This window comes from Brevibacillus fluminis (genome assembly GCF_052072235.1).
GTDB classification, from domain to species: domain Bacteria; phylum Bacillota; class Bacilli; order Brevibacillales; family Brevibacillaceae; genus Brevibacillus_D; species Brevibacillus_D fluminis_A.
On record NZ_CM125436.1, the window covers coordinates 282,081 to 302,500 of the forward strand.

At 49.5% G+C, this 20,420-nt stretch carries 36 protein-coding genes (1 of these 36 only partly in view); 35 read left to right on the top strand and 1 reads right to left on the bottom strand.

The window, feature by feature from the left end; all coding sequences use genetic code 11:
• Positions 1-31: 31 nt before the first annotated feature.
• The 34 genes from rplB (at position 32) to ACTID9_RS01810 (ending at position 19,404) form a co-directional block, all read left to right on the top strand.
• Complete coding sequence (gene rplB, locus ACTID9_RS01645; RefSeq protein WP_441069558.1) at positions 32-862, top strand: 50S ribosomal protein L2; 831 nt, start codon at positions 32-34, stop codon at positions 860-862.
• Positions 863-912: 50 nt separating this feature from the next.
• On the top strand, positions 913-1,194 hold the full coding sequence (gene rpsS / locus ACTID9_RS01650) for a 30S ribosomal protein S19 (protein ID WP_441069559.1): 282 nt from the start codon (positions 913-915) through the stop codon (positions 1,192-1,194).
• Between the two features lie 30 nt (positions 1,195-1,224).
• Positions 1,225-1,557 (top strand): 50S ribosomal protein L22, encoded by a 333-nt coding sequence (gene rplV, locus ACTID9_RS01655; RefSeq protein ID WP_441069560.1) that lies wholly within the window; start codon positions 1,225-1,227, stop codon positions 1,555-1,557.
• Between the two features lie 21 nt (positions 1,558-1,578).
• Positions 1,579-2,241, top strand: coding sequence for a 30S ribosomal protein S3 (rpsC, locus tag ACTID9_RS01660; RefSeq protein ID WP_441069561.1), 663 nt, complete (start codon positions 1,579-1,581; stop codon positions 2,239-2,241).
• A gap of 2 nt (positions 2,242-2,243) precedes the next feature.
• On the top strand, positions 2,244-2,678 hold the full coding sequence (gene rplP / locus ACTID9_RS01665) for a 50S ribosomal protein L16 (protein WP_122921610.1): 435 nt from the start codon (positions 2,244-2,246) through the stop codon (positions 2,676-2,678).
• Entirely contained in the window at positions 2,668-2,865 is a 198-nt protein-coding gene (rpmC, locus tag ACTID9_RS01670; RefSeq protein ID WP_122921611.1) for a 50S ribosomal protein L29, read from the top strand. Before rplP ends, rpmC begins: the two co-directional genes overlap by 11 nt.
• A gap of 22 nt (positions 2,866-2,887) precedes the next feature.
• Positions 2,888-3,154 (top strand): 30S ribosomal protein S17, encoded by a 267-nt coding sequence (gene rpsQ, locus ACTID9_RS01675; protein WP_441069562.1) that lies wholly within the window; start codon positions 2,888-2,890, stop codon positions 3,152-3,154.
• A 41-nt stretch (positions 3,155-3,195) separates the two neighbouring features.
• Entirely contained in the window at positions 3,196-3,564 is a 369-nt protein-coding gene (gene rplN / locus ACTID9_RS01680) for a 50S ribosomal protein L14 (protein WP_441069563.1), read from the top strand.
• A gap of 45 nt (positions 3,565-3,609) precedes the next feature.
• Positions 3,610-3,924, top strand: a complete 315-nt coding sequence (gene rplX / locus ACTID9_RS01685; protein WP_441069564.1) for a 50S ribosomal protein L24 — start codon at positions 3,610-3,612, stop codon at positions 3,922-3,924.
• Between the two features lie 26 nt (positions 3,925-3,950).
• The gene (rplE, locus tag ACTID9_RS01690) at positions 3,951-4,493 is read left to right on the top strand and encodes a 50S ribosomal protein L5 (RefSeq protein ID WP_441069565.1); all 543 of its coding nucleotides are present in this window, start codon (positions 3,951-3,953) and stop codon (positions 4,491-4,493) included.
• Between the two features lie 24 nt (positions 4,494-4,517).
• On the top strand, positions 4,518-4,703 hold the full coding sequence (locus tag ACTID9_RS01695) for a type Z 30S ribosomal protein S14 (RefSeq protein WP_122921617.1): 186 nt from the start codon (positions 4,518-4,520) through the stop codon (positions 4,701-4,703).
• Between the two features lie 26 nt (positions 4,704-4,729).
• A complete protein-coding gene (gene rpsH, locus ACTID9_RS01700) occupies positions 4,730-5,128 on the top strand; it encodes a 30S ribosomal protein S8 (protein WP_441069566.1) in 399 nt (132 codons plus the stop codon).
• Between the two features lie 31 nt (positions 5,129-5,159).
• Positions 5,160-5,696, top strand: a complete 537-nt coding sequence (rplF, locus tag ACTID9_RS01705) for a 50S ribosomal protein L6 (RefSeq protein WP_441069567.1) — start codon at positions 5,160-5,162, stop codon at positions 5,694-5,696.
• A 33-nt stretch (positions 5,697-5,729) separates the two neighbouring features.
• The gene (gene rplR, locus ACTID9_RS01710) at positions 5,730-6,092 is read left to right on the top strand and encodes a 50S ribosomal protein L18 (RefSeq protein ID WP_441069568.1); all 363 of its coding nucleotides are present in this window, start codon (positions 5,730-5,732) and stop codon (positions 6,090-6,092) included.
• 23 nt (positions 6,093-6,115) lie between these two features.
• Positions 6,116-6,613, top strand: a complete 498-nt coding sequence (rpsE, locus tag ACTID9_RS01715; RefSeq protein WP_441069569.1) for a 30S ribosomal protein S5 — start codon at positions 6,116-6,118, stop codon at positions 6,611-6,613.
• Positions 6,614-6,630: 17 nt separating this feature from the next.
• Positions 6,631-6,819, top strand: a complete 189-nt coding sequence (gene rpmD, locus ACTID9_RS01720) for a 50S ribosomal protein L30 (protein ID WP_122921622.1) — start codon at positions 6,631-6,633, stop codon at positions 6,817-6,819.
• Between the two features lie 29 nt (positions 6,820-6,848).
• Positions 6,849-7,289 (top strand): 50S ribosomal protein L15, encoded by a 441-nt coding sequence (gene rplO / locus ACTID9_RS01725; protein ID WP_441069570.1) that lies wholly within the window; start codon positions 6,849-6,851, stop codon positions 7,287-7,289.
• Entirely contained in the window at positions 7,289-8,590 is a 1,302-nt protein-coding gene (gene secY, locus ACTID9_RS01730; protein ID WP_441069571.1) for a preprotein translocase subunit SecY, read from the top strand. Before rplO ends, secY begins: the two co-directional genes overlap by 1 nt.
• A gap of 35 nt (positions 8,591-8,625) precedes the next feature.
• Positions 8,626-9,270, top strand: coding sequence for an adenylate kinase (locus ACTID9_RS01735; RefSeq protein WP_441069572.1), 645 nt, complete (start codon positions 8,626-8,628; stop codon positions 9,268-9,270).
• Positions 9,271-9,276: 6 nt separating this feature from the next.
• Positions 9,277-10,023, top strand: a complete 747-nt coding sequence (map, locus tag ACTID9_RS01740) for a type I methionyl aminopeptidase (protein ID WP_122921626.1) — start codon at positions 9,277-9,279, stop codon at positions 10,021-10,023.
• A 36-nt stretch (positions 10,024-10,059) separates the two neighbouring features.
• The gene (infA, locus tag ACTID9_RS01745; protein WP_003333772.1) at positions 10,060-10,278 is read left to right on the top strand and encodes a translation initiation factor IF-1; all 219 of its coding nucleotides are present in this window, start codon (positions 10,060-10,062) and stop codon (positions 10,276-10,278) included.
• Between the two features lie 50 nt (positions 10,279-10,328).
• On the top strand, positions 10,329-10,442 hold the full coding sequence (gene rpmJ / locus ACTID9_RS01750; RefSeq protein ID WP_003333770.1) for a 50S ribosomal protein L36: 114 nt from the start codon (positions 10,329-10,331) through the stop codon (positions 10,440-10,442).
• A 25-nt stretch (positions 10,443-10,467) separates the two neighbouring features.
• Positions 10,468-10,836, top strand: a complete 369-nt coding sequence (gene rpsM / locus ACTID9_RS01755; protein WP_122921627.1) for a 30S ribosomal protein S13 — start codon at positions 10,468-10,470, stop codon at positions 10,834-10,836.
• Positions 10,837-10,852: 16 nt separating this feature from the next.
• On the top strand, positions 10,853-11,254 hold the full coding sequence (gene rpsK / locus ACTID9_RS01760) for a 30S ribosomal protein S11 (RefSeq protein ID WP_122921629.1): 402 nt from the start codon (positions 10,853-10,855) through the stop codon (positions 11,252-11,254).
• Between the two features lie 158 nt (positions 11,255-11,412).
• A complete protein-coding gene (locus ACTID9_RS01765; RefSeq protein ID WP_122921630.1) occupies positions 11,413-12,357 on the top strand; it encodes a DNA-directed RNA polymerase subunit alpha in 945 nt (314 codons plus the stop codon).
• Between the two features lie 221 nt (positions 12,358-12,578).
• Positions 12,579-12,938 (top strand): 50S ribosomal protein L17, encoded by a 360-nt coding sequence (gene rplQ, locus ACTID9_RS01770; RefSeq protein ID WP_122921631.1) that lies wholly within the window; start codon positions 12,579-12,581, stop codon positions 12,936-12,938.
• 124 nt (positions 12,939-13,062) lie between these two features.
• Complete coding sequence (locus ACTID9_RS01775; RefSeq protein ID WP_441069573.1) at positions 13,063-13,914, top strand: energy-coupling factor transporter ATPase; 852 nt, start codon at positions 13,063-13,065, stop codon at positions 13,912-13,914.
• Positions 13,890-14,768, top strand: a complete 879-nt coding sequence (locus tag ACTID9_RS01780) for an energy-coupling factor transporter ATPase (protein WP_441069574.1) — start codon at positions 13,890-13,892, stop codon at positions 14,766-14,768. The genes ACTID9_RS01775 and ACTID9_RS01780 overlap by 25 nt, the downstream gene beginning before the upstream one ends.
• 2 nt (positions 14,769-14,770) lie before the next feature.
• Positions 14,771-15,568, top strand: a complete 798-nt coding sequence (locus ACTID9_RS01785; RefSeq protein ID WP_441072358.1) for an energy-coupling factor transporter transmembrane component T family protein — start codon at positions 14,771-14,773, stop codon at positions 15,566-15,568.
• Complete coding sequence (gene truA / locus ACTID9_RS01790) at positions 15,565-16,302, top strand: tRNA pseudouridine(38-40) synthase TruA (protein ID WP_441069575.1); 738 nt, start codon at positions 15,565-15,567, stop codon at positions 16,300-16,302. The genes ACTID9_RS01785 and truA overlap by 4 nt, the downstream gene beginning before the upstream one ends.
• A gap of 203 nt (positions 16,303-16,505) precedes the next feature.
• Positions 16,506-16,943 carry a 50S ribosomal protein L13 gene (rplM, locus tag ACTID9_RS01795; protein WP_441069576.1) on the top strand — a complete coding sequence of 146 codons (438 nt, stop codon included), beginning with the start codon at positions 16,506-16,508 and terminating at the stop codon, positions 16,941-16,943.
• 23 nt (positions 16,944-16,966) lie between these two features.
• Positions 16,967-17,359, top strand: coding sequence for a 30S ribosomal protein S9 (gene rpsI / locus ACTID9_RS01800; RefSeq protein WP_122921640.1), 393 nt, complete (start codon positions 16,967-16,969; stop codon positions 17,357-17,359).
• Positions 17,360-17,491: 132 nt separating this feature from the next.
• Positions 17,492-18,208, top strand: a complete 717-nt coding sequence (gene cwlD, locus ACTID9_RS01805; RefSeq protein WP_441069577.1) for an N-acetylmuramoyl-L-alanine amidase CwlD — start codon at positions 17,492-17,494, stop codon at positions 18,206-18,208.
• A 95-nt stretch (positions 18,209-18,303) separates the two neighbouring features.
• Positions 18,304-19,404 (top strand): P-loop NTPase, encoded by a 1,101-nt coding sequence (locus ACTID9_RS01810; protein WP_441069578.1) that lies wholly within the window; start codon positions 18,304-18,306, stop codon positions 19,402-19,404.
• 72 nt (positions 19,405-19,476) lie between these two features.
• Here ACTID9_RS01810 and gerD read toward each other — a convergent pair whose 3' ends face one another.
• Positions 19,477-20,145, bottom strand: coding sequence for a spore germination lipoprotein GerD (gerD, locus tag ACTID9_RS01815; protein ID WP_441069579.1), 669 nt, complete (start codon positions 20,143-20,145; stop codon positions 19,477-19,479).
• 121 nt (positions 20,146-20,266) lie between these two features.
• Between gerD and ACTID9_RS01820 the strand changes: the two genes are divergently transcribed.
• On the top strand, positions 20,267-20,420 hold the start of the coding sequence (locus tag ACTID9_RS01820; protein ID WP_441069580.1) for a KinB-signaling pathway activation protein. Its footprint extends 434 nt past the window's final position; the window shows 154 of its 588 coding nt (coding positions 1-154); its start codon is at positions 20,267-20,269; its stop codon lies beyond the right edge, outside the window.

Sequence of the window (20,420 nt, forward strand, 5' to 3'; positions counted from 1 at the left end):
CTCGACGACTACCGATAAGGAGGGAAATTAAATGGGTATCAAAAAGTTTAAACCAACTTCTCCTGGTCGTCGCCAAATGACGGTTTCTACATTTGAAGAGATCACAACCTCCACCCCGGAGAAATCTCTGTTAGCGCCACTTAACAAAAATGCTGGTCGCAACAACCAAGGTAGAATCACCGTTCGTCATCAAGGTGGCGGTCATAAGCGTAAATATCGCATTATTGACTTCAAACGTAACAAAGATGGTATCGCAGGCCGCGTTGCAACGATCGAGTACGATCCAAACCGTTCTGCTAACATCGCTCTGATCAACTATGCAGATGGTGAAAAACGTTACATCCTGGCTCCACTCGGCCTGAAAGTAGGAGATCAAATCTTCTCCGGCGCAGATGCGGACATCAAAACAGGTAACGCGTTGCCATTGGAAAACATTCCAGTTGGTACTACCATCCATAACATCGAGTTGAAACCTGGCAAAGGCGGACAAATCGCTCGCGCTGCTGGTGTAGAAGCTCAATTGCTGGGTCGCGATGGCGATTTCGTAATCGTTCGTCTGGGCTCCGGTGAGATCCGTCGTTTCCACAAAGAGTGCCGTGCAACAATCGGCCAAGTGGGTAACCTGGATCACGAATTGATCAACATCGGTAAAGCTGGTCGTTCCCGTTGGTTGGGTGTTCGTCCAACTGTGCGCGGTAGCGTAATGAACCCGAATGATCACCCGCACGGTGGTGGTGAAGGTCGCGCTCCTATCGGACGTAAAGCACCAGTTACTCCATGGGGTAAACCTACTTTGGGTCTCAAAACTCGCAAGAAAAAGAACAAGAGCAATCAATACATCGTCCGCCGCCGTAAAAAGTAAGGTAGGATGAACGCATAACCGAACTCATGAATGCGAAGGGAGGTTAACGTATGGGACGCAGCTTGAAAAAGGGCCCTTTCGTTGATGACCATTTGATGAAAAAGGTTGAGGTTTTGAACGAGAAAAACGAGAAACGCGTTGTGAAAACGTGGTCGCGTCGTTCGACAATCTTCCCTGACTTTATCGGTCACACGTTTGCGGTTTATGATGGCCGTAAGCACGTACCGGTTTACGTGACAGAGGACATGGTAGGTCACAAGTTGGGCGAATTCGCTCCAACACGTACTTTCAAAGGTCACGTAGATAACGACAAGAAATCCAAGAAGCGCTAATTTTCTCTTCAGTAGAGAGGAGGTACAATTATGGAATCCAAAGCGATTGCTCGCTACATTCGCATTGCTCCTCGTAAAGTTCGACTCGTTGTTGATCTGATCAGAGGCAAGCAAGTTGGTGAGGCTTTGGCGATTCTCAAGCATACGCCGAAGGCCGCTTCCCCAGTTGTGGAAAAAGTTCTGAAGTCTGCTATCGCTAACGCTGAGCACAACTACGAAATGGACGTTAACAGCCTGGTGGTTGGTCAAGTATTCGTTGACCAAGGTCCTACTTTGAAACGTTTCCGTCCGCGTGCTATGGGACGCGCTAGCCGTATCCATAAACGCACTAGCCACGTAACGGTGGTATTAAAAGAGAAATAATAGCTAAAGGAGGGATTACGTGTGGGTCAAAAGGTAAGCCCGGTAGGTCTTCGCATCGGCGTTATCCGCGACTGGGAATCCAAGTGGTACGCAGACAAAGATTTCGCAGCCCTGTTGCATGAAGACCTTCGCATCCGCAAGTATGTTAAAGGCCGTCTAAAAGACGCTGCTGTATCTACGATTGAAATCGAACGCGCTGCAAATCGCGTAAACGTGTCGATTCACACCGCTAAGCCTGGCATGGTAATTGGTAAAGGTGGAGCTGAGGTTGAAAACCTGCGCAAAACCCTCAGTGATATGACTGGCAAACGCGTTCACATCAACATCAATGAAGTGAAAAAACCTGATTTGGATGCTACTCTGGTAGCTGAAAATATCGCTCGTCAATTGGAAAACCGCATTTCTTTCCGTAGAGCACAAAAACAAACGATCACTCGCACACTGCGTGCAGGCGCGAAAGGTATCAAAACGCTGGTTTCCGGCCGTTTGGGCGGAGCGGACATCGCTCGTTCCGAAGGTTACAGCGAAGGTACAGTTCCACTTCACACGCTGCGTGCTGACATCGACTACGGTACTGCAGAAGCTCACACAACTTATGGCCGCATCGGCGTAAAAGTGTGGATCTACCGTGGTGAAGTGCTTCCTGCGAGAAAGAATGTTGAAGCTCAGGAAGGAGGCAAGTAAACATGTTAGTACCTAAACGCGTAAAACACCGTAAGCAACATCGCGGTCGCATGACCGGTAACGCAAAAGGCGGCACTACCTTGGCGTTTGGTGAATACGGTTTACAAGCTCTTGAACCATCTTGGGTAACCAACCGTCAGATCGAATCCGCTCGTATTGCGATGACTCGCTATATGCGCCGTGGCGGTAAAGTATGGATCAAGATTTTCCCTGACAAACCAATCACGCAAAAGCCGTTGGAAGTTCGGATGGGTTCCGGTAAAGGTTCGCCTGAGAAATGGGTAGCTGTTGTTAAACCAGGCAAGATCATGTTTGAAATTGCCGGTGTATCTGAAGAAGTAGCGCGCGAAGCTATGCGTCTTGCAATGCACAAACTGCCGATCAAATGCAAGTTCGTGAAGCGCGAAGAAGTGGGTGGTGACGCACATGAAGGCTAATGAATTCCGTAACTTGACCACTGCCGAAATCGAGCAAAACATCGCTTCCTTGAAAGAGGAGCTGTTCAACCTTCGTTTCCAATTGGCTACCGGTCAACTGGAGAACACCTCTCGTATTAAACTGGTGCGTAAGGACATCGCATGCGCGAAGACCATCCTGCGCCAGAGAGAATTAGGAATCGGCTAATTTAAGGAAGGAGGTTGGAACGATGACCGCAGAACGCAACGCACGTAGAACGGTGCAAGGTCGCGTAGTATCCGACAAAATGGATAAAACCATCGTGGTACTGGTTGAGACCTACAAAAAGCATCCTTTGTACGGTAAACGTGTAAAGTATTCGAAGAAATTTAAGGCTCATGACGAAAACAACTCGGCAAAAATCGGTGATATCGTCGAGATCATGGAAACTCGTCCGCTCTCGAAAGATAAACGATTCCGTTTGGTTTCTATCGTCCAAGAGGCAGTTATCGTATAAGTAAGATTTCGGATGAGAAAATCCGAAAGGAGGGACTATAAGTGATCCAAACTCAAACGAGACTGGCTGTTGCCGACAACTCCGGCGCGAAAGAACTTATGTGCATTAAGGTACTGGGTGGTTCCGGTCGCAAAACGGCTAACATCGGTGATGTTATCGTGTGCTCTGTAAAATCCGCTACACCCGGTGGCGTTGTCAAGAAAGGCCAAGTTGTTAAAGCAGTAATCGTTCGTAGCTCTAACGGCGTACGTCGTAACGACGGTTCTTACATTCGTTTTGATGAGAACGCAGCGGTGATTATCAAAGAAGATAAATCCCCACGCGGAACTCGTATCTTTGGACCGGTTGCTCGTGAGCTCCGTGATAAAGATTTCATGAAAATTATCTCCTTGGCTCCAGAAGTATTGTAAGAGCCGCTAGTGTTGTAGTTTCTTCGATAGGAGGTGCACCAAGCGATGCACGTTAAAAAAGGCGATACCATTATCGTAATCTCCGGTAAAGATAAAGGTAAAAAAGGTCGTGTGTTGGCTGCTTATCCGAAAAAGGATCGCGTTCTGGTTGAAGGCGTGAACTTGATCAAAAAGCATACTCGCCCTTCGCAATCCAATCCGCAAGGCGGCATTGTAACGCAAGAAGCGCCGATCCATGTATCCAACGTTGCTCATATCGATCCAAAGTCCGGCACTGCTACTCGTATCGGGTACAAGGTACTGGATAACGGTCAAAAAGTTCGGGTTGCAAAAAAATCTGGCGAAACAATTGACAAGTAGTCAGGTCGGAAAGGAGGATGTCCTAAATGGCAACAAGATTGAAAGAAAAGTACACGCAAGAAATCGTGCCTGCTCTGATGGCGAAGTTCAACTACTCTTCCGTTATGCAGGTGCCTAAAGTAGAAAAAATCATCATCAACATGGGTGTTGGTGAAGCGGTAGCTAACTCCAAAGCTTTGGATACTGCCCTGGAGGATCTGCAACTGATCTCTGGTCAAAAACCGGTGGTTACTCGTGCGAAGAAATCCATCGCCGGTTTCAAGTTGCGTGAAGATATGCCTATCGGTGCGAAAGTGACACTGCGCGGCGAGCGTATGTACCACTTCCTCGACAAACTGATGAATGTATCCTTGCCTCGCGTACGTGACTTCCGTGGTATCTCCTCGAAAGCATTTGATGGTCGCGGCAACTACACACTCGGTTTGAAAGAGCAGCTCATCTTCCCAGAGATTGAGTACGATAAAATCGATAAAGTTCGTGGTATGGATATCGTAATCGTAACGTCTGCAAAAACAGACGAGGAAAGTCGCGAACTGTTGACGCAGATGGGTATGCCATTCCGTAAATAAACCCTATCGTTAGGAGGGAAAAACGTGGCAAAAAAATCAATGATCGTCAAACAGCAAAGAAAGCCTAAATTTGCTGTTCAAGCATACACTCGTTGCGAACGTTGCGGCCGTCCGCATTCCGTTCTTCGCAAATTTAAGCTGTGCCGTATTTGTTTCCGTGAACTGGCATACAAAGGCCAAATTCCAGGCGTGAAGAAAGCAAGCTGGTAATTTAGACGGGAAGGAGGTTTATTCTCATGGTTATGACTGACCCAATTGCAGATATGCTGACTCGTATCCGTAACGCCAACATGGTGCGTATGGAGAAAGTTGAAATCCCTGCATCCACAATCAAGAAGGAAATCGCTCGCGTACTGAAAGAAGAAGGTTTCATCCGCGATGCTGAGTTCGTTGAAGATAACAAGCAAGGCATTATCCGTGTGTTCCTGAAATACGGCCCGAACAACGAGCGCGTAATTACAGGACTGAAACGCATCAGTAAGCCTGGGCTTCGCGTTTACGCGAAAAACAACGAAATTCCTCGCGTTTTGGGCGGACTTGGTTTGGCGATCATCTCCACTTCTGCTGGACTGATGACTGACAAACAAGCTCGTCAAACACATGTAGGTGGAGAAGTGCTCGCTTACGTTTGGTAATGCTTTTTAGATAATCCAGGAGGTGCAAGACATGTCTCGTGTCGGTAGAAAGCCGATAGCGGTCCCTGCAGGCGTTACACTCAGCCTGAATGGTTCTGAGCTGACGGTAAAAGGCCCTAAGGGTACTCTGGTTCGCAGTTTCCACCCAGATATCACTATCAACATTTCTGAAAACGAAGTTAACATTGAGCGTCCAAGCGACAATAAACTTCATCGTTCCTTGCACGGTACGACTCGCGCACTTGTTGCAAATATGGTGGCTGGTGTGTCTGAAGGATTTACCCGTACGTTGGAACTGGTGGGCGTCGGGTACCGTGCTGCCAAATCTGGCAATGGTATTACTTTGTCTCTCGGTTTCTCTCATCCAGTAGAGGTTACTCCTGAAGAGGGAATCGAAATCGATGTACCTAACCAAACTACTTTGGTTATCAAAGGTATCAATAAAGAGCGTGTTGGCCAAATTGCTGCCGAAATCCGTTCGCTGCGTAAACCTGAGCCATACAAAGGCAAAGGTATCAAATACAGCAACGAAGTTGTTCGTCGCAAAGAAGGTAAAAAGGGTAAATAAACCGCGTAGTTTTTTGAGAAAGGAGGCCGCGTGATGTTTACAAAAGGCGATAAAAACAAAGCACGGAAAAAACGCCATCTGCGTATCCGTAAACGCTTGGCAGGTACTGGGCTCCGCCCACGTTTGAACGTATTCCGTTCATCCAAACACATTTATGCACAACTGATCGATGATGCAACAGGTGCAACAATTGCCTCCGCATCTTCGCTGGATAAAGAACTGAGCTTGAAAAACGGAAGCAATGTAGAAGCTGCTGCAGCAGTAGGTACCCTGATCGCTCAACGCGCAGCAGGTAAAGGACTGACTGAGGTAGTTTTCGACCGCGGTGGTTATCTGTACCACGGACGTGTAAAAGCTCTTGCTGACGCAGCACGTGAAGCTGGTCTGCAATTCTAATCATTGCACAAGGAGGTAAAGGAATGCGTATCGACGCTAGCAAGTTAGAGCTGGAAGAGAAAGTAGTCGCCGTTAACCGCGTAGCTAAGACGGTTAAAGGTGGTCGCCGTATGAGCTTCAGCGCCTTGGTTGTAGTTGGCGACCGTAACGGCCACGTAGGCGCTGGTATGGGTAAAGCCCAAGAAGTACCAGACGCAATTCGTAAAGCAATTGATGACGCTAAGAAAAAGTTAATCCGCGTTCCGCTGAAAGGAACAACTGTACCACATGAAGTTCTGTGCCATTTTGGCTCAGGTCGTGTGTTGATTAAACCAGCTGCTGAAGGTACTGGTGTAATCGCAGGTGGCCCTGTTCGTGCGGTTCTTGAATTGGCTGGAGTAGGCGATGTTTTGAGCAAGTCTTTAGGTTCCAACAATCCGATCAACATGGTCAACGCAACGCTGGAAGGCCTCGGCCGCCTGAAAACAGCGGAAGATGTCGCGAAGTTGCGCGGTAAGACTGTTGACGAGTTGTTAGGTTAAGAAGGAGGGAATTGAACATGGCGAAATCTCTTCAAGTCACCCTCAAGCGCAGCCTGATTGGTCGCACTGTTGATCAACAAGCAACAGTTCAAGCACTCGGTCTTCGTAAGATTCACCAAACCGTTGTTAAGCCGGACAATGCGGCAATGCGCGGTATGATCTTTAAAGTGAAACATCTCGTTGAAGTTAAAGAAATCGAAGCATAAACAGTTGTAACAGTGAGGAGGTGCGACTTATGAAATTGCATGAACTGAAACCAGCAGAAGGTTCCCGTAAAGAACGTAAACGTATCGGACGCGGTATCGCGAGCGGAACTGGTAAAACTGCAGGTAAAGGTCACAAAGGTCAAAACGCACGTTCCGGTGGTGGTGTACGCTTGGGCTTTGAAGGTGGTCAAAACCCATTGTACCGTCGTCTGCCTAAGCGAGGCTTCACAAACATCAGCCGCAAAGAGTATGCAATCGTCAGCCTCGATGCGTTGAATCGTTTTGAAGATGGCACGGTAGTAACCCCGGAACTGTTGAAAGAAACTGGCGTAATCAGCGCTCTGCGCGATGGCGTTAAAGTTCTGGCAACAGGCGAATTGACTGCAAAATTGACTGTGAAAGCACACAAGTTCTCTGCTAGTGCTGCTGAAAAGATCGCTCAAGTCGGTGGAACTACCGAGGTGATCTAATGTTAGCGAGCCTCTCGAACATTTTTAAGATAGGCGACTTGCGTCGAAAGGTTGTTTTTACCCTTTTGATGCTTGTCGTCTTCCGAATTGGGAGCTTCGTACCAGTACCCAACGTAAACGTAGAACTTCTGCAGCAAGGTTCGGCTTCGAACAACTTGCTGGGTCTGCTCAATACCTTTTCCGGTGGAGCGATCAAGAACTTCTCGATCTTTGCGATGGGTATCATGCCGTATATCACTGCTTCGATCATCATGCAGCTTCTCTCCATGGAGGTTGTTCCGAAGTTCACGCAATGGGCACGCGAGGGTGAAGTCGGACGTCGTAAAATCGCGCAGGTTACTCGCTACTTTACGGTTGTGCTCGGCTTTGTCCAGTCCGTTGGGATGACGTACGGTTTCAATAACATGTACAAAGGTTTGCTGACCGACACCTCCATTTGGAGCTACGCGCTGATTGCGGTTACGCTGACGGCAGGTACTGCTTTCCTGATGTGGCTCGGTGAGCAAATTACGGAAAAAGGGATCGGGAACGGGATATCGATTATCATCGTTGCCGGGATCGTTGCCAATATCCACAATCATATTGCGACGGTTTATCAAACCCAATTTACCGATCCGACGGCTAACCTCTTCTTTACGATTGTAAAATTGGTTGTAATTTTGGCGGTTATTGTCGGAATTATTGTCGGTGTTATCTTTATGCAGCAGGGTGTTCGTAAGATCCCTGTACAGTATGCGAAGCGTGTTGTCGGGCGTAAAATGTTCGGCGGACAATCGACTCACATTCCATTAAAGATTAACTCGGCGGGCGTTATCCCTGTGATCTTCGCGATCTCATTGGTAATTTTCCCGTCCACAATCGCTAGCTTTTGGGCAGATGCGTCTGGTGAAGGGATTGCAAACTGGATTTATCATAACTTCCAGGTTACAGCTCCGTTAGGCATGACGCTGTACGCCATCCTGATTATCGGCTTCACGTATTTCTACACGTTTGTACAGATTAACCCTGTGCAACTGGCAGAAAACATGAGGAAAAATGGCGGTTACATTCCTGGTATCCGACCTGGCAAAAACACCGAGGTTTTCATTACACGTACGTTGAACCGATTGACTTTGGCCGGGGCGCTTTTCTTGACCGCTATCTCGGTATTGCCATTCTTCTTCAGCGCATTGGCACAGTTACCGCAGTCGGTTTACATCGGCGGTACATCACTTCTCATTGTGATCGGTGTCGTGCTGGATACGATGAAGCAGATCGAGAGCCAGTTGATTAAGCGTCACTACAAAGGGTTCATTAAATAGACCAAGGTTGTTTAGAGATGGACGGGGGGATGGACGTGAATATTATACTGATGGGTTTACCTGGCGCCGGCAAAGGCACCCAGGCTGAACGGATCGTAAAAGATTTTAACATCCCGCATATTTCTACCGGCGACATTTTCCGAGCTGCCGTTAAGAACGAAACGGCGCTTGGATTAGAAGCCAAATCCTACATGGATAAAGGCTTGTTGGTTCCGGATGAGATTGTGATCGGCATTGTGCGGGAACGTTTGACAGAGGATGATTGCGCAAAAGGCTTTCTTCTCGATGGTTTCCCACGCACTGTACCACAGGCTGAGGCACTTACTGCCACGCTGAAGGATATGGGGCGCGAGATTGACCACGTTATCAATATTGATGTACGTCGTGAGCTGCTCATCGATCGTCTCACGGGCCGTTGGATCTGCAAAGTTTGCGGATCAAGCTACCATACTTTGTTCAATCCGCCGCAAGTTGCTGGCGTGTGCGACAAAGATCAAGGCGAGCTGTACCAACGTGATGACGATAAGGTGGAAGTTGTTACACAGCGACTGGATGTAAATATCGCACAAACGCAACCATTGATTGACTATTACACAGGGCTTGGTCTTCTGCGTACAATCGATGGTGAGCAGGACATCGACAAGGTGTTCACCGATATTGCAAGCTTATTGCGAGGGTAACCCGGCATGATCATTCTGAAATCGAGAATGGAGCTTGATGTGATGCGGGAGGCGGGTCGGATCGTCGCCCAAACCCACCAAGAGCTGGCCAAAGCAATAAAGCCGGGCGTTACGACGAAACAGCTTGATGAACTGGCCGAAACCTTTATTCGCAGTAAAGGTGCGGCACCATCGTTCAAAGGCTACGGCGGCTTTTCAGGTAGTATCTGTGCTTCAGTCAATGAAGAACTCGTACATGGCATACCGGGCAAACGGACGCTGCAAGAAGGCGATATCATTAGTCTTGATATCGGGGCTCTATTCGAAGGATTTCACGGCGACTCTGCGTGGACCTATGCAGTCGGTGAGATTTCCGACGATGATAAGCGCTTGATGAGAGTGACAGAGGAGTCGCTTTACAAAGGCCTGGAACAAATCGTTCCCGGTGCCCGTCTCTCTGATATCTCTCATGCGATTCAAATCCATGCCGAAGCGGCAGGGTTCACGATAGTACGTGAATATGTCGGTCATGGCATCGGTCACAATTTGCATGAGGACCCGCAAATCCCGAACTTCGGTCCTCCGGGGAGAGGGCCTAGGTTAAAACCAGGAATGGTTTTGGCAGTTGAACCGATGGTGAATGCTGGCGAACGTTATGTCCGTACCCTGGCGGACAAATGGACGGTCGTAACGGTTGACGGGAAAAATTGTGCTCACTACGAACACACCGTCGCCATTACGGAAGAAGGCTATGAGATTCTGACAAGACTTTAGTTCAGACTGGCAACAGACGAAAGGAGAGCCGAACGAATGGCCAAAGACGATGTCATTGAAGTAGAAGGTACTGTGATCGAGCCTTTGCCGAACGCTATGTTCCGTGTAGAACTGGAGAACGGCCACAAGGTATTGGCACATGTATCTGGTAAGATTCGCATGCACTTTATCCGCATCCTACCGGGGGATAAAGTTACCGTTGAACTGTCACCTTATGACTTGACGCGCGGTCGCATCACATACCGCTATAAATAAGCAGAACGCTAAAGCAGCGTTTTTGACCCTAGAAAAGGGAGGCAAGAACCATGAAAGTGAGACCGTCGGTGAAACCGATCTGCGAAAAATGCAAGGTCATTCGTCGCAAAGGTAACGTTATGGTTATTTGTGAAAATCCAAAGCATAAGCAAAAACAAGGATAAACACTCAAGGAGGTGCTTTTAAAGAATGGCACGTATTGCAGGCGTTGACTTGCCTCGTGAAAAGCGCGTTGAAGTTGCTTTGACCTATATCTTTGGTATCGGTCGTCCAACTTCCCAGCGTATTCTTGCGTCCACCGGACTGAATCCGGATACTCGCGTTCGCGAGCTGACTGAAGACGAAGTTAGCAAACTTCGTGAGTACATCGATAAGAACATTAAAGTTGAAGGTGACCTGCGCCGTGACATCTCGCTTGCGATCAAGCGTTTGATGGAAATCGGTTGCTTCCGTGGGATTCGCCATCGTCGCGGACTGCCTGTTCGCGGTCAACGTACAAAAACCAATGCTCGTACGCGTAAAGGTCCACGCCGTACAGTAGCGAACAAGAAGAAGTAAAGGAGGGTAAACTGACATGGCGAAAAGAAAACAAGCGGCTGCTACTCGCACCCGTCGTCGCGATCGTAAAAACGTTGAAGTCGGCGTAGCACATATCCGCTCCACGTTCAACAACACGATCGTAACAATCACTGATACGCACGGTAACGCAATTTCTTGGTCTAGTGCTGGTGCCCTCGGCTTCCGGGGTTCGCGTAAGAGCACTCCATTCGCAGCGCAAATGGCAGCAGAAACTGCAGCTAAAGTTGCAATGGACCATGGAATGCGTTCTTGCGAAGTGCTGGTAAAAGGACCGGGTGCCGGTCGTGAAGCAGCAATTCGTTCTTTGCAAGCAGCTGGTTTGGAAGTTAACATGATTAAAGATGTTACCCCAATTCCGCACAACGGCTGCCGTCCACCAAAACGTCGCCGCGTGTAACCGGGTTTATAAAGTTCAGAAGATGTCCATACTACAATGGTAGATTCTGCTGATTTTGCTTGACATGCACGCAAACGGTAAACCGCCGCAGGAAATTCATGAGTGGGCTTGAATGAGCCCACCCGCGAATTTCGACGTTTTGAAGGAGGGTTTGTTTAATGATAGAAATAGAAAAACCAAGAATCGAGGTTGTGGAAGTAGACGAGAATAACCTGTACGGGAAATTCGTCGTTGAACCCCTTGAGCGTGGTTATGGCACAACCCTTGGTAACTCGCTGAGACGCATCCTTCTGTCGTCTTTGCCAGGTGCTGCTGTGACCTCGGTCCAAATCGATGGTGTACTGCATGAGTTCTCGACTGTTGAGGGTGTTGTGGAAGACGTCACAGAAATCATCCTGAACATCAAGGGCCTTGCTCTCAAAATCCATTCGGATGAAGAGAAAGTCATCGAGATTGATGCGGAAGGCGAAGGCGCAGTGAAGGCCGGAGATATCCGTGCCGATAGCGACGTTGAGATTTTGAACCCTGATCTCCACATCGCTACACTTGCAAAAGGCGGTCGTCTGCACATTCGCATGACAGCTGGACGCGGACGAGGTTATGTTCAAGCGGATGGCAATAAAACCGAGGATCAACCAATCGGTGTAATACCGATCGATTCGATCTATACGCCTATCAAGCGTGTCAACTATCAGGTCGAAAATACCCGTGTCGGGCAAATGACGAACTATGATAAGTTAACGCTTGAAGTATGGACTAATGGCAGCATCAGCCCTGAGGAAGCAGTTAGCCTCGGTGCAAAAATCATGAATGAGCACTTGAACCTGTTCGTCGGCCTGACCGATGAGGCGAAAGATGCGGAAATCATGGTTGAAAAAGAGGAAGACAAGAAAGAAAAAGTTCTGGAGATGACGATTGAAGAACTCGATCTTTCCGTACGTTCCTATAACTGCTTGAAACGTGCTGGTATCAACACGGTTCAAGAGCTGACACAAAAATCCGAGGAAGACATGATGAAAGTTCGCAACCTGGGCCGCAAATCCCTGGAAGAAGTTCAAGAAAAACTTCAAGAACTGGGTCTTTCCTTGCGTAACGATGAGTAGAAGTGGCACCTAGCGAACATCAGAATCACGTTCGACTATTCGGAGTGATTCGTTCAAGTGTTCGCGAGTAAGAGGCACCCGAGGGCACCCGGATTTTGCTCGAACACGATGCAAATTCGACGTAGTGCTCGCAAGGAAGAAGCACCCGAGGGCACTCGTATCTTGCTCGAACAAAGAAGCAGGTTCGACGTAGTGCTCGCAAGGAAGAAGGAGGTAAGGAAATGGCATACCGTAAATTGGGTCGTCGTAGCTCGGCTCGTAAGGCGCTGTTCCGCGACTTGGTAACCGATTTGTTCATCAATGAGCGCATCGAAACAACGGAGACAAAAGCGAAAGAATTGCGTTCCATTGCTGAAAAAATGATTACCTTGGCGAAACGTGGCGACTTGCATGCTCGCCGTCAGGTAGCTGCTTTCGTTCGTAACGAAGTAGCAACTGAAGAGGGCCGCGACGCTGTACAAAAACTGTTCGATGACATTGCTCCTCGCTATGCGGAGCGCAATGGCGGATACACTCGTATCCTCAAAGTAGGCCCACGCCGCGGCGACGCAGCGCCTATGGCTTATATCGAATTGGTTTAATTCAAGGATCGACGTAAAAAGGGTGAGGGTAGGATTCGGTGCAACACCGGGTTCGATCATGCCCTTTTTTTACGTCTGATTGTCGCAACATTCTATGCAATGCATGAAGGATGTGGCAGCAGTGATGAGCAGTGCTCCAATCATTCAGGTAGAGGGAGTTTCGTATGTTTACAGCGGTGAGCAGGGCGAGGGCGCCAAGGTGCTCGACCACGTCGATTTGACGATCGAGCAAGGGTCGTTCGTCTCTGTGATCGGCCACAACGGTTCAGGCAAGTCAACGCTGGCGAAACTCTTAAATGCTTTGTATGTTCCAACTGGCGGGGTCCTGCGAATTTGCCAGATGGATACCCGGGATACGGCATCGATTTGGGAAATCCGCCGGAATGTCGGAATGATTTTTCAAAATCCTGATAATCAAATCATTGGCACGACCGTAGAAGATGACGTCGCCTTTGGCCTTGAAAATCTGGGGGTCCCTCCCGACGAGATGAGGATTCGGGTAAATGAGGCACTCGCTTCCGTTCAGATGGAGTCGTTTGCCCTAAGCCAGCCTCATAAGCTGTCAGGTGGACAAAAGCAGCGGGTGGCGATCGCCGGCGTGATGGCACTGAAGCCGAGTGTGATCATCATGGATGAGGCAACCGCGATGCTTGACCCGCAGGGGCGAAAAGAAGTGATGGCGCTGGCCCATCAGCTGCATCGGACAAATGGGGTCACGGTTCTCAATATCACGCATTTTCCAGAGGAGACGATCGACTCGGATCGGGTCATCGTAATGTCCGGCGGGAAGGTGCTGCTTGATGGGACGCCAGGACAGGTTTATCAGGAATATGAAACGCTGCGGGCAGTTGGATTGGATGTGCCGTTTGCCGTCCGCATGCAGCATCGCTTGGCTGAGGCAGGAGTAACCGTTAGCCCATCCTTGCGCCAAGAGGGAATGGTGGAAGAACTATGCAGATTGCTTTTGACCAGGTAAGCCACATCTATGGAAAAGGAACACCTTTTGAAAAGAGGGCGCTGTCGGACATCTCGCTGACCATTCCATCAGGTGCCTATGTGGGGATCATTGGCCAGACAGGTTCAGGCAAGTCGACCTTAATCCAGCATCTAAATGGCCTTTTATTGCCGACATCGGGCAGCATTCGTGTCGGCGATTGGGAGATCACGCCAGGAACCAAGCTCACGCCCGCGTTTCGCCGCCATATCGGCATTGTCTTTCAATATCCGGAGCACCAGCTGTTTGAAGAAACGATTGCCAAAGATGTGGCCTATGGCCCTATGCAATTCGGCGTGTCAGCGGCGGAAACGGAGCAAAGGGTCGAGCAGGCGCTTGCCACTGTCGGCCTTTCTTACGCGGAGATGAAGGATCGGTCCCCGTTTCGCTTGAGCGGCGGACAGATGAGACGTGTGGCGATTGCCGGGGTTTTGGCGATGGAGCCCAGTGTGCTTGTTTTGGATGAACCGACCGCAGGGCTGGATCCAGCCGGTCGCCAGGCCATCCTTGAGGCAATTTATGATATTCACAAGGAACGCCGTTTAACGACGATCATGGTGACGCACAGCATGGAAGAGGCTGCTCGGTATGCGGACTGGCTTATCGTAATGGCAGGCGGGCAGATCGCGCTGCAGGGAACGCCACAGGACGTGTTCGCTGACAGCGACAGATTGCACGAGCTTTCCCTTGATGTGCCAGAGACGGTATCGTTTATCAGGCAGATGAACAACAGGCTGCCGCAAGACAAGCAAATTCCCCTCTCGCTGTATCGTGAGGAGGAGCTAACGGACTATTTGGTTCGCCTGCTCCGGTCGGAAAAGGGGGCGATTGAGTGAGCATGCTGCAAAATGTCGCGATCGGTCAGTATGTGCCAGGCAATTCTACCGTACATCGGCTCGATCCGCGCAGCAAACTTATCTTTATCGTGCTGTTTGCGATCGCTGTGTTTCTCGCCAATAGCTATGCGGCATATGGCCTCCTGGTGCTGTTCATCATCGGGGCGATCGGGTTGTCCCGTATTTCTCTAGCTTACATCATCAAAGGACTTCAGCCCGTCTGGTTTCTCATGCTTTTTACCGTCATCATTCATTTGTTGCTAACCAAGGGCGGAGAAGTTTATTTTCGAATTGGTTGGTTCAGCATTGAAGAAGTAGGTGTGCGGCAAGCCATTTTCATCTCGCTTCGGTTAGGGCTGCTCGTGGTGATCAGCTCGCTTCTGACGCTGACCACCGCGCCGATGGATCTGACGGATGGCTTGGAACGTCTGTTCGCTCCGCTGAAAAAGTTGAAGATGCCTGTCCACGAAGTGGCGCTGATGATGTCAATTGCTTTGCGGTTTATCCCGACGCTTCTGGAGGAAACCGACAAGATCATGAAAGCCCAGCAATCGCGCGGAGCTGATTTTACCAACGGATCTTTGTTGAAGCGGGTACAGCACATGGTGCCGATCGTCATTCCGCTGTTCATCAGCTCGTTTCGCAGGGCTGAGGAGCTGGCGTTGGCGATGGAAGCGCGCGGGTATCGCGGCGGGACGGGGCGCACCCGGCTGCGTCAGCTTTCGTTTACGGGAAAAGACGTGTGGGTGCTGATCGTGGCGGTCGCGCTGATTGTGTTGTTAGGATGGTGGAGAAGTTGAAGCGTCTGAAGTGCGTTGTTGCGTACGATGGAACAGACTACAGCGGGTTCCAGGTTCAGCCCGAGCAGGTGACTGTGCAAGGCACCATAGAGGCTGCGCTGCAGCGGATCACCGGTGAGACGATCCAGATCGCCGGCTCCGGGCGCACCGATGCAGGTGTGCATGCACAAGGGCAAGTTTTTCACTTTGATACCCATTCGGCGATTCCGCTTGCGAAATGGCGGTTTGTGTTGAACAATCAATTGCCCGACTCTATCGTCATATTGTCTGTAGAGGAAGCCCACCCTGATTTTCATGCCCGTTTCGATGTCGTACGCAAGCAGTATCGCTACTGCATCGACAATGGCGCGGTTCCGGAGTTGTTTCGCCACCGCTATGCGGATCATTATCGGCATCCTCTGGATGTAAAGCGCATGCAGGAGGCTGCCCGCTATTTGATCGGGGAGCACGATTTCACCTCGTTTTGCTCGGCGAAAACCTTTGTCGAAGACAAGGTCCGCACGATCTATGAGCTGAACGTCCTGCGTGAAGGAGATTTGATCTGGATCATTTGTGAAGGAAACGGGTTTCTTTACAACATGGTGCGGATTATCGCCGGTACGCTGATCGAAGTAGGAGAAGGGAAGCGAGATCCGCACGATTTCGCTCGGATTTTGGCTGCCCGTGACCGGGAGCAGGCAGGCAAGACAGCCGCAGCCAAGGGTTTGACGATGTGGAAGGTTTTGTATGAATAAGCTTTCTACTGGGTTCTTGACTGTGGTGGTTGAATGTAGTATGATGATCCTTGGTATTTTCATACCCGCTAGCCCCACTCTAGCCCCGGGATTGAAAAACGAAGAACGAAGAATGTAATAGACACACGAGGGTCGGTTGCTACCCGTTGCAGCTTCCTCGACGAATTTTTTTCTTTACTGGAAACCATTTAGGAGGGACAAACATGCGTACCACATATATGGCTAAGCCGCTCGAAGTAGAGCGCAAATGGTACATCGTCGACGCAGAAGGTCAAACACTCGGTCGTTTGGCGAGTGAGGTAGCATCCATTCTGCGCGGTAAATTGAAACCTGAATTCACTCCACACGTTGATGCTGGTGATTTCGTGGTTGTAATCAACGCAGACAAAATTAAATTGACTGGTAAAAAACTGAGTGACAAGATCTACTACACTCACTCCCTTTATCCAGGTGGTTTGAAATCCAAAACAGCTGGTGAAATGCTCGCGACTCGCCCAGACCGCATGTTTGAAATCGCAGTGAAAGGCATGCTGCCTAAAAACCGTCTGGGTCGTCAAATCTTCACCAAGTTGAAAGTTTATGCAGGTTCTGAACATCCGCATGCAGCGCAAAAACCAGAAGCTTGGCAAATTCGCGGCTAAAACAGTAAGGGAGGAAAAATCTCGTGGCACAGGTTCAATACTACGGTACAGGTCGTCGTAAGCACTCTGTAGCACGCGTTCGTTTGGTTCCGGGCGAAGGTCGCATCGTAATCAACAAGCGTGAGATGGATAAATATTTTGGTTTGGAAACTCTGAAATTGATCGTAAAACAACCGCTCGTTCTGACTGAAACACTCGGTCGTTACGATGTATTGGTTAATGTAAACGGTGGCGGTACAACTGGCCAAGCTGGTGCAATCCGTCATGGCGTTTCCCGTGCTCTGCTGAAAGCAGACCCAGAACTCCGCGGTGCTCTGAAGCGCGCTGGATTCCTGACTCGCGACCCACGCATGAAAGAACGTAAAAAATACGGTCTCAAAGCTGCTCGTCGCGCTCCACAGTTCTCCAAACGTTAATCAGCCATTTGGCGAAAAAACCCTTGTCTCTTTTGGGAGACAGGGGTTTTTCTTGTTTTGCGGAGCCTGGTCATAATTTTCTCGCCTGTCCCATATCATGGGAGAGAACATGAGAAAAGGGGAGAACGCGCGGTGATAAAAAAAGGGATTGGCTGGGTTTTGGCATTTTTTTTACTCGTCGCAATCTTTACCTATAAAACGCCTGAACACACGTCCTGGACTGCGTGGTCATTGCCGTTGGCGGGAACGGTCATCGCCATTGATCCTGGTCACGGTGGCATCGATGGCGGCGCAGTGAGCAAGGATGGGAAGATCGTGGAAAAAGAGGTATCGCTGCCAATCAGCATGTACCTGCGGGACTTTTTGCAGGAGTCTGGTGCGTACGTCATCATGACGAGGGAAGAAGATAAAGACCTGGCCCCGGCCGATGTGAACAAAATCAGGAAGCGCAAGACGGAGGATTTGCGCAATCGCGTGAAATTCGTGAATGCCAATGCCCCTGATTTTTTGATCAGCATCCATTTGAATTCGATTCCGTCGCCGAAATGGTCGGGCGCGCAAACGTTTTATTACCCGGCATATAAAGAAAGCGGCGAACTGGCAGGACTCATTCAGGACGAGATCAAGCGGGTGATGGAAAACACGGATCGTGTACCGAAAAAGACCGATGACGTTTATTTGATTCGCGAGGTTACCTGCCCGGCCGTATTGGTCGAGGTCGGTTTTCTGTCCAATACGAAGGAAGCGAAGCAGCTGCAGGATACCGCTTATCAAAAAGCGATGGCCAACGCTATTTATCAAGGCATTTTGCGTCATTTTGCCGGAGAGAAGATTACGAATACTCCGTAAGTGCATCGCCGTTGTACGGTTGTTTGGCGGATATGCTATAATTGACCGCAAATGGAGAGCATACTGGAATCATTACTGTGAATAGAGGTGGAAGAATGATTACGAAGGAGCAAGTGCTTGAAGCCCTTCGGGATGTGAAAGATCCGGAGATCAATCGCAGTCTCGTCGAATTGAACATGATTCGCGATATTCAAATCAACGGCTCGACCGTATCGCTTGAAGTTGTGCTGACCATTTCGGGCTGTCCGCTCAAGGTCAAGATCGAAGAAGATGTCGTTGCCGCAATCAAAGCGCTGGGAGCAGAGCAAGTGAACCTTCGTTTTGGCGCGATGACGGATGAAGAGCGCGCAGCATTAAGCGCGCAGCTGCGCGGCGGTCAAAAGCAGCAGCAGCCAGGACAAGCTCCATTGCTCAATCCGATTTTGGCCAAAGAGTCCACCACTACGTTTATTGCCGTAACATCCGGTAAAGGTGGAGTGGGGAAATCGACCGTCACTGTCAATCTGGCTGTAGCATTGGCGAGACAAGGCAAAAAAGTCGGCATCATTGATGCAGATATTTATGGCTTTAGTGTGCCTGATATGATGAATATCGAACAGCGTCCGACGATCATTGGCGAAATGATCCTGCCGATCGACAAATTCGGAGTCAAAGTCATGTCGATGGGATTCTTCGTGGAAGACAACTCGCCGGTAATCTGGCGCGGCCCGATGTTGGGTAAAATGCTGCGCAACTTCTTTACGGAAGTACACTGGGGAGAAGATCTGGATTACCTGCTCCTCGACTTGCCGCCAGGAACTGGCGATATGGCCCTGGATGTCCATCAGATGATTCCGCAAAGCATGGAGATCGTTGTGACTACCCCTCACCCTACAGCGGCCTTTGTAGCGGCTCGTGCGGGGGCTATGGCGATGCGTACCGGTCATGAGATCCTCGGGGTCGTCGAAAACATGGCATGGTATGAAGCGAAAGATGGCTCGAAGGAGTTCGTATTTGGCCGAGGCGGCGGTGCGAAATTGGCGGAGACGCTTGCATGTGAGCTGCTTGCACAAATCCCGTTGGGACAGCCGGAGAATCACCCGCAGGAGCCGGATTATTCTCCGTCCGTATACAAACAGGATAGCACCATCGGAAAGCTGTATATGGAAATGGCTCAGCGAGTCATTGATAAATGTGAAGTGAAAGCCACTCTGTAAAGGGTGGCTTTTTTACAGTTTAAAAAGCTTGGAAGTGCCAAGCTTTTTAAACCAAGAAACCATGTGTAACGGTTAGCTTGATGAGCCTCCGCCCCCGCCACCGTCTCCACTGCCGCCGCCGCTTTTTCCTTGCTTTTTGCCTTTGCCGCTTTTACCGCCCTTGCTTTCCTGCGTAGACTGCTTTGGCTTCATCATTTCTTCTTGTGCGCTCTGCATGATTTTCAGCAGTTCCCCTTGGAAAAGCGGGCTTTTCAGCGATTCCTTCATGACTTGCATCATTTGTTGGCGATAAGCCGAGCTTTTCATGAGGTCGAGCATGTTTTTTTCATACTCCGGGTCCTTCATGATATCGATCATCAGCTTCTGGTACTCGGGGTCTTTCATCAGTTCCTTCATCAGCGCCTTGTTTTCCGTTTTCATCGTTTTGGCCAAGGCAGCTGTGAACTTCGGATCCTGGAACGCTTCTTTGATTTGCGGATTGTTCGGCTTGGCAATACTTTGAATGAGAGTCGTGCGCAACGTGGATTCATCAAGGACCATGCTTTGTTTGAATTTGTCGTCCTTCATCATTTTGGAGACGGCTTTCTTTGCTTCATCCGTCTGCATGATGTCAAGAACCATGTCCTTGACGCTTTTATAATCAGGTTGTGACGATTGTTGGGCTTGACCTCCGCCACCGCAGCTGGTGAGCAAAAACATGAGGGCGGCAAGCATCAAACCGACACGATGTGTTTTTTTCATGGGATGGACACCCTCCTTTCCCGTCCTGATTTTAAATTACACAAAAGAGACGTTTCTTACGCTAGTATTTTCTTGTATGGGTTGGTACAATCATAGCGATGTGGTAAGGAGGAGAAGCCGTTTGAGTGTGCGTAAATTTGGCTGGATGTTCTGGACGACACTGCTTTTGGGCGGTATCGGAGGCTTGCTTTCCGGCGTTTTGTTAGGGCGCGAAGAACTATTTGGAGGGTCCTTGTCCAACTTTTTCATGGGCAGCTTTATGAGCCTGCTGATTG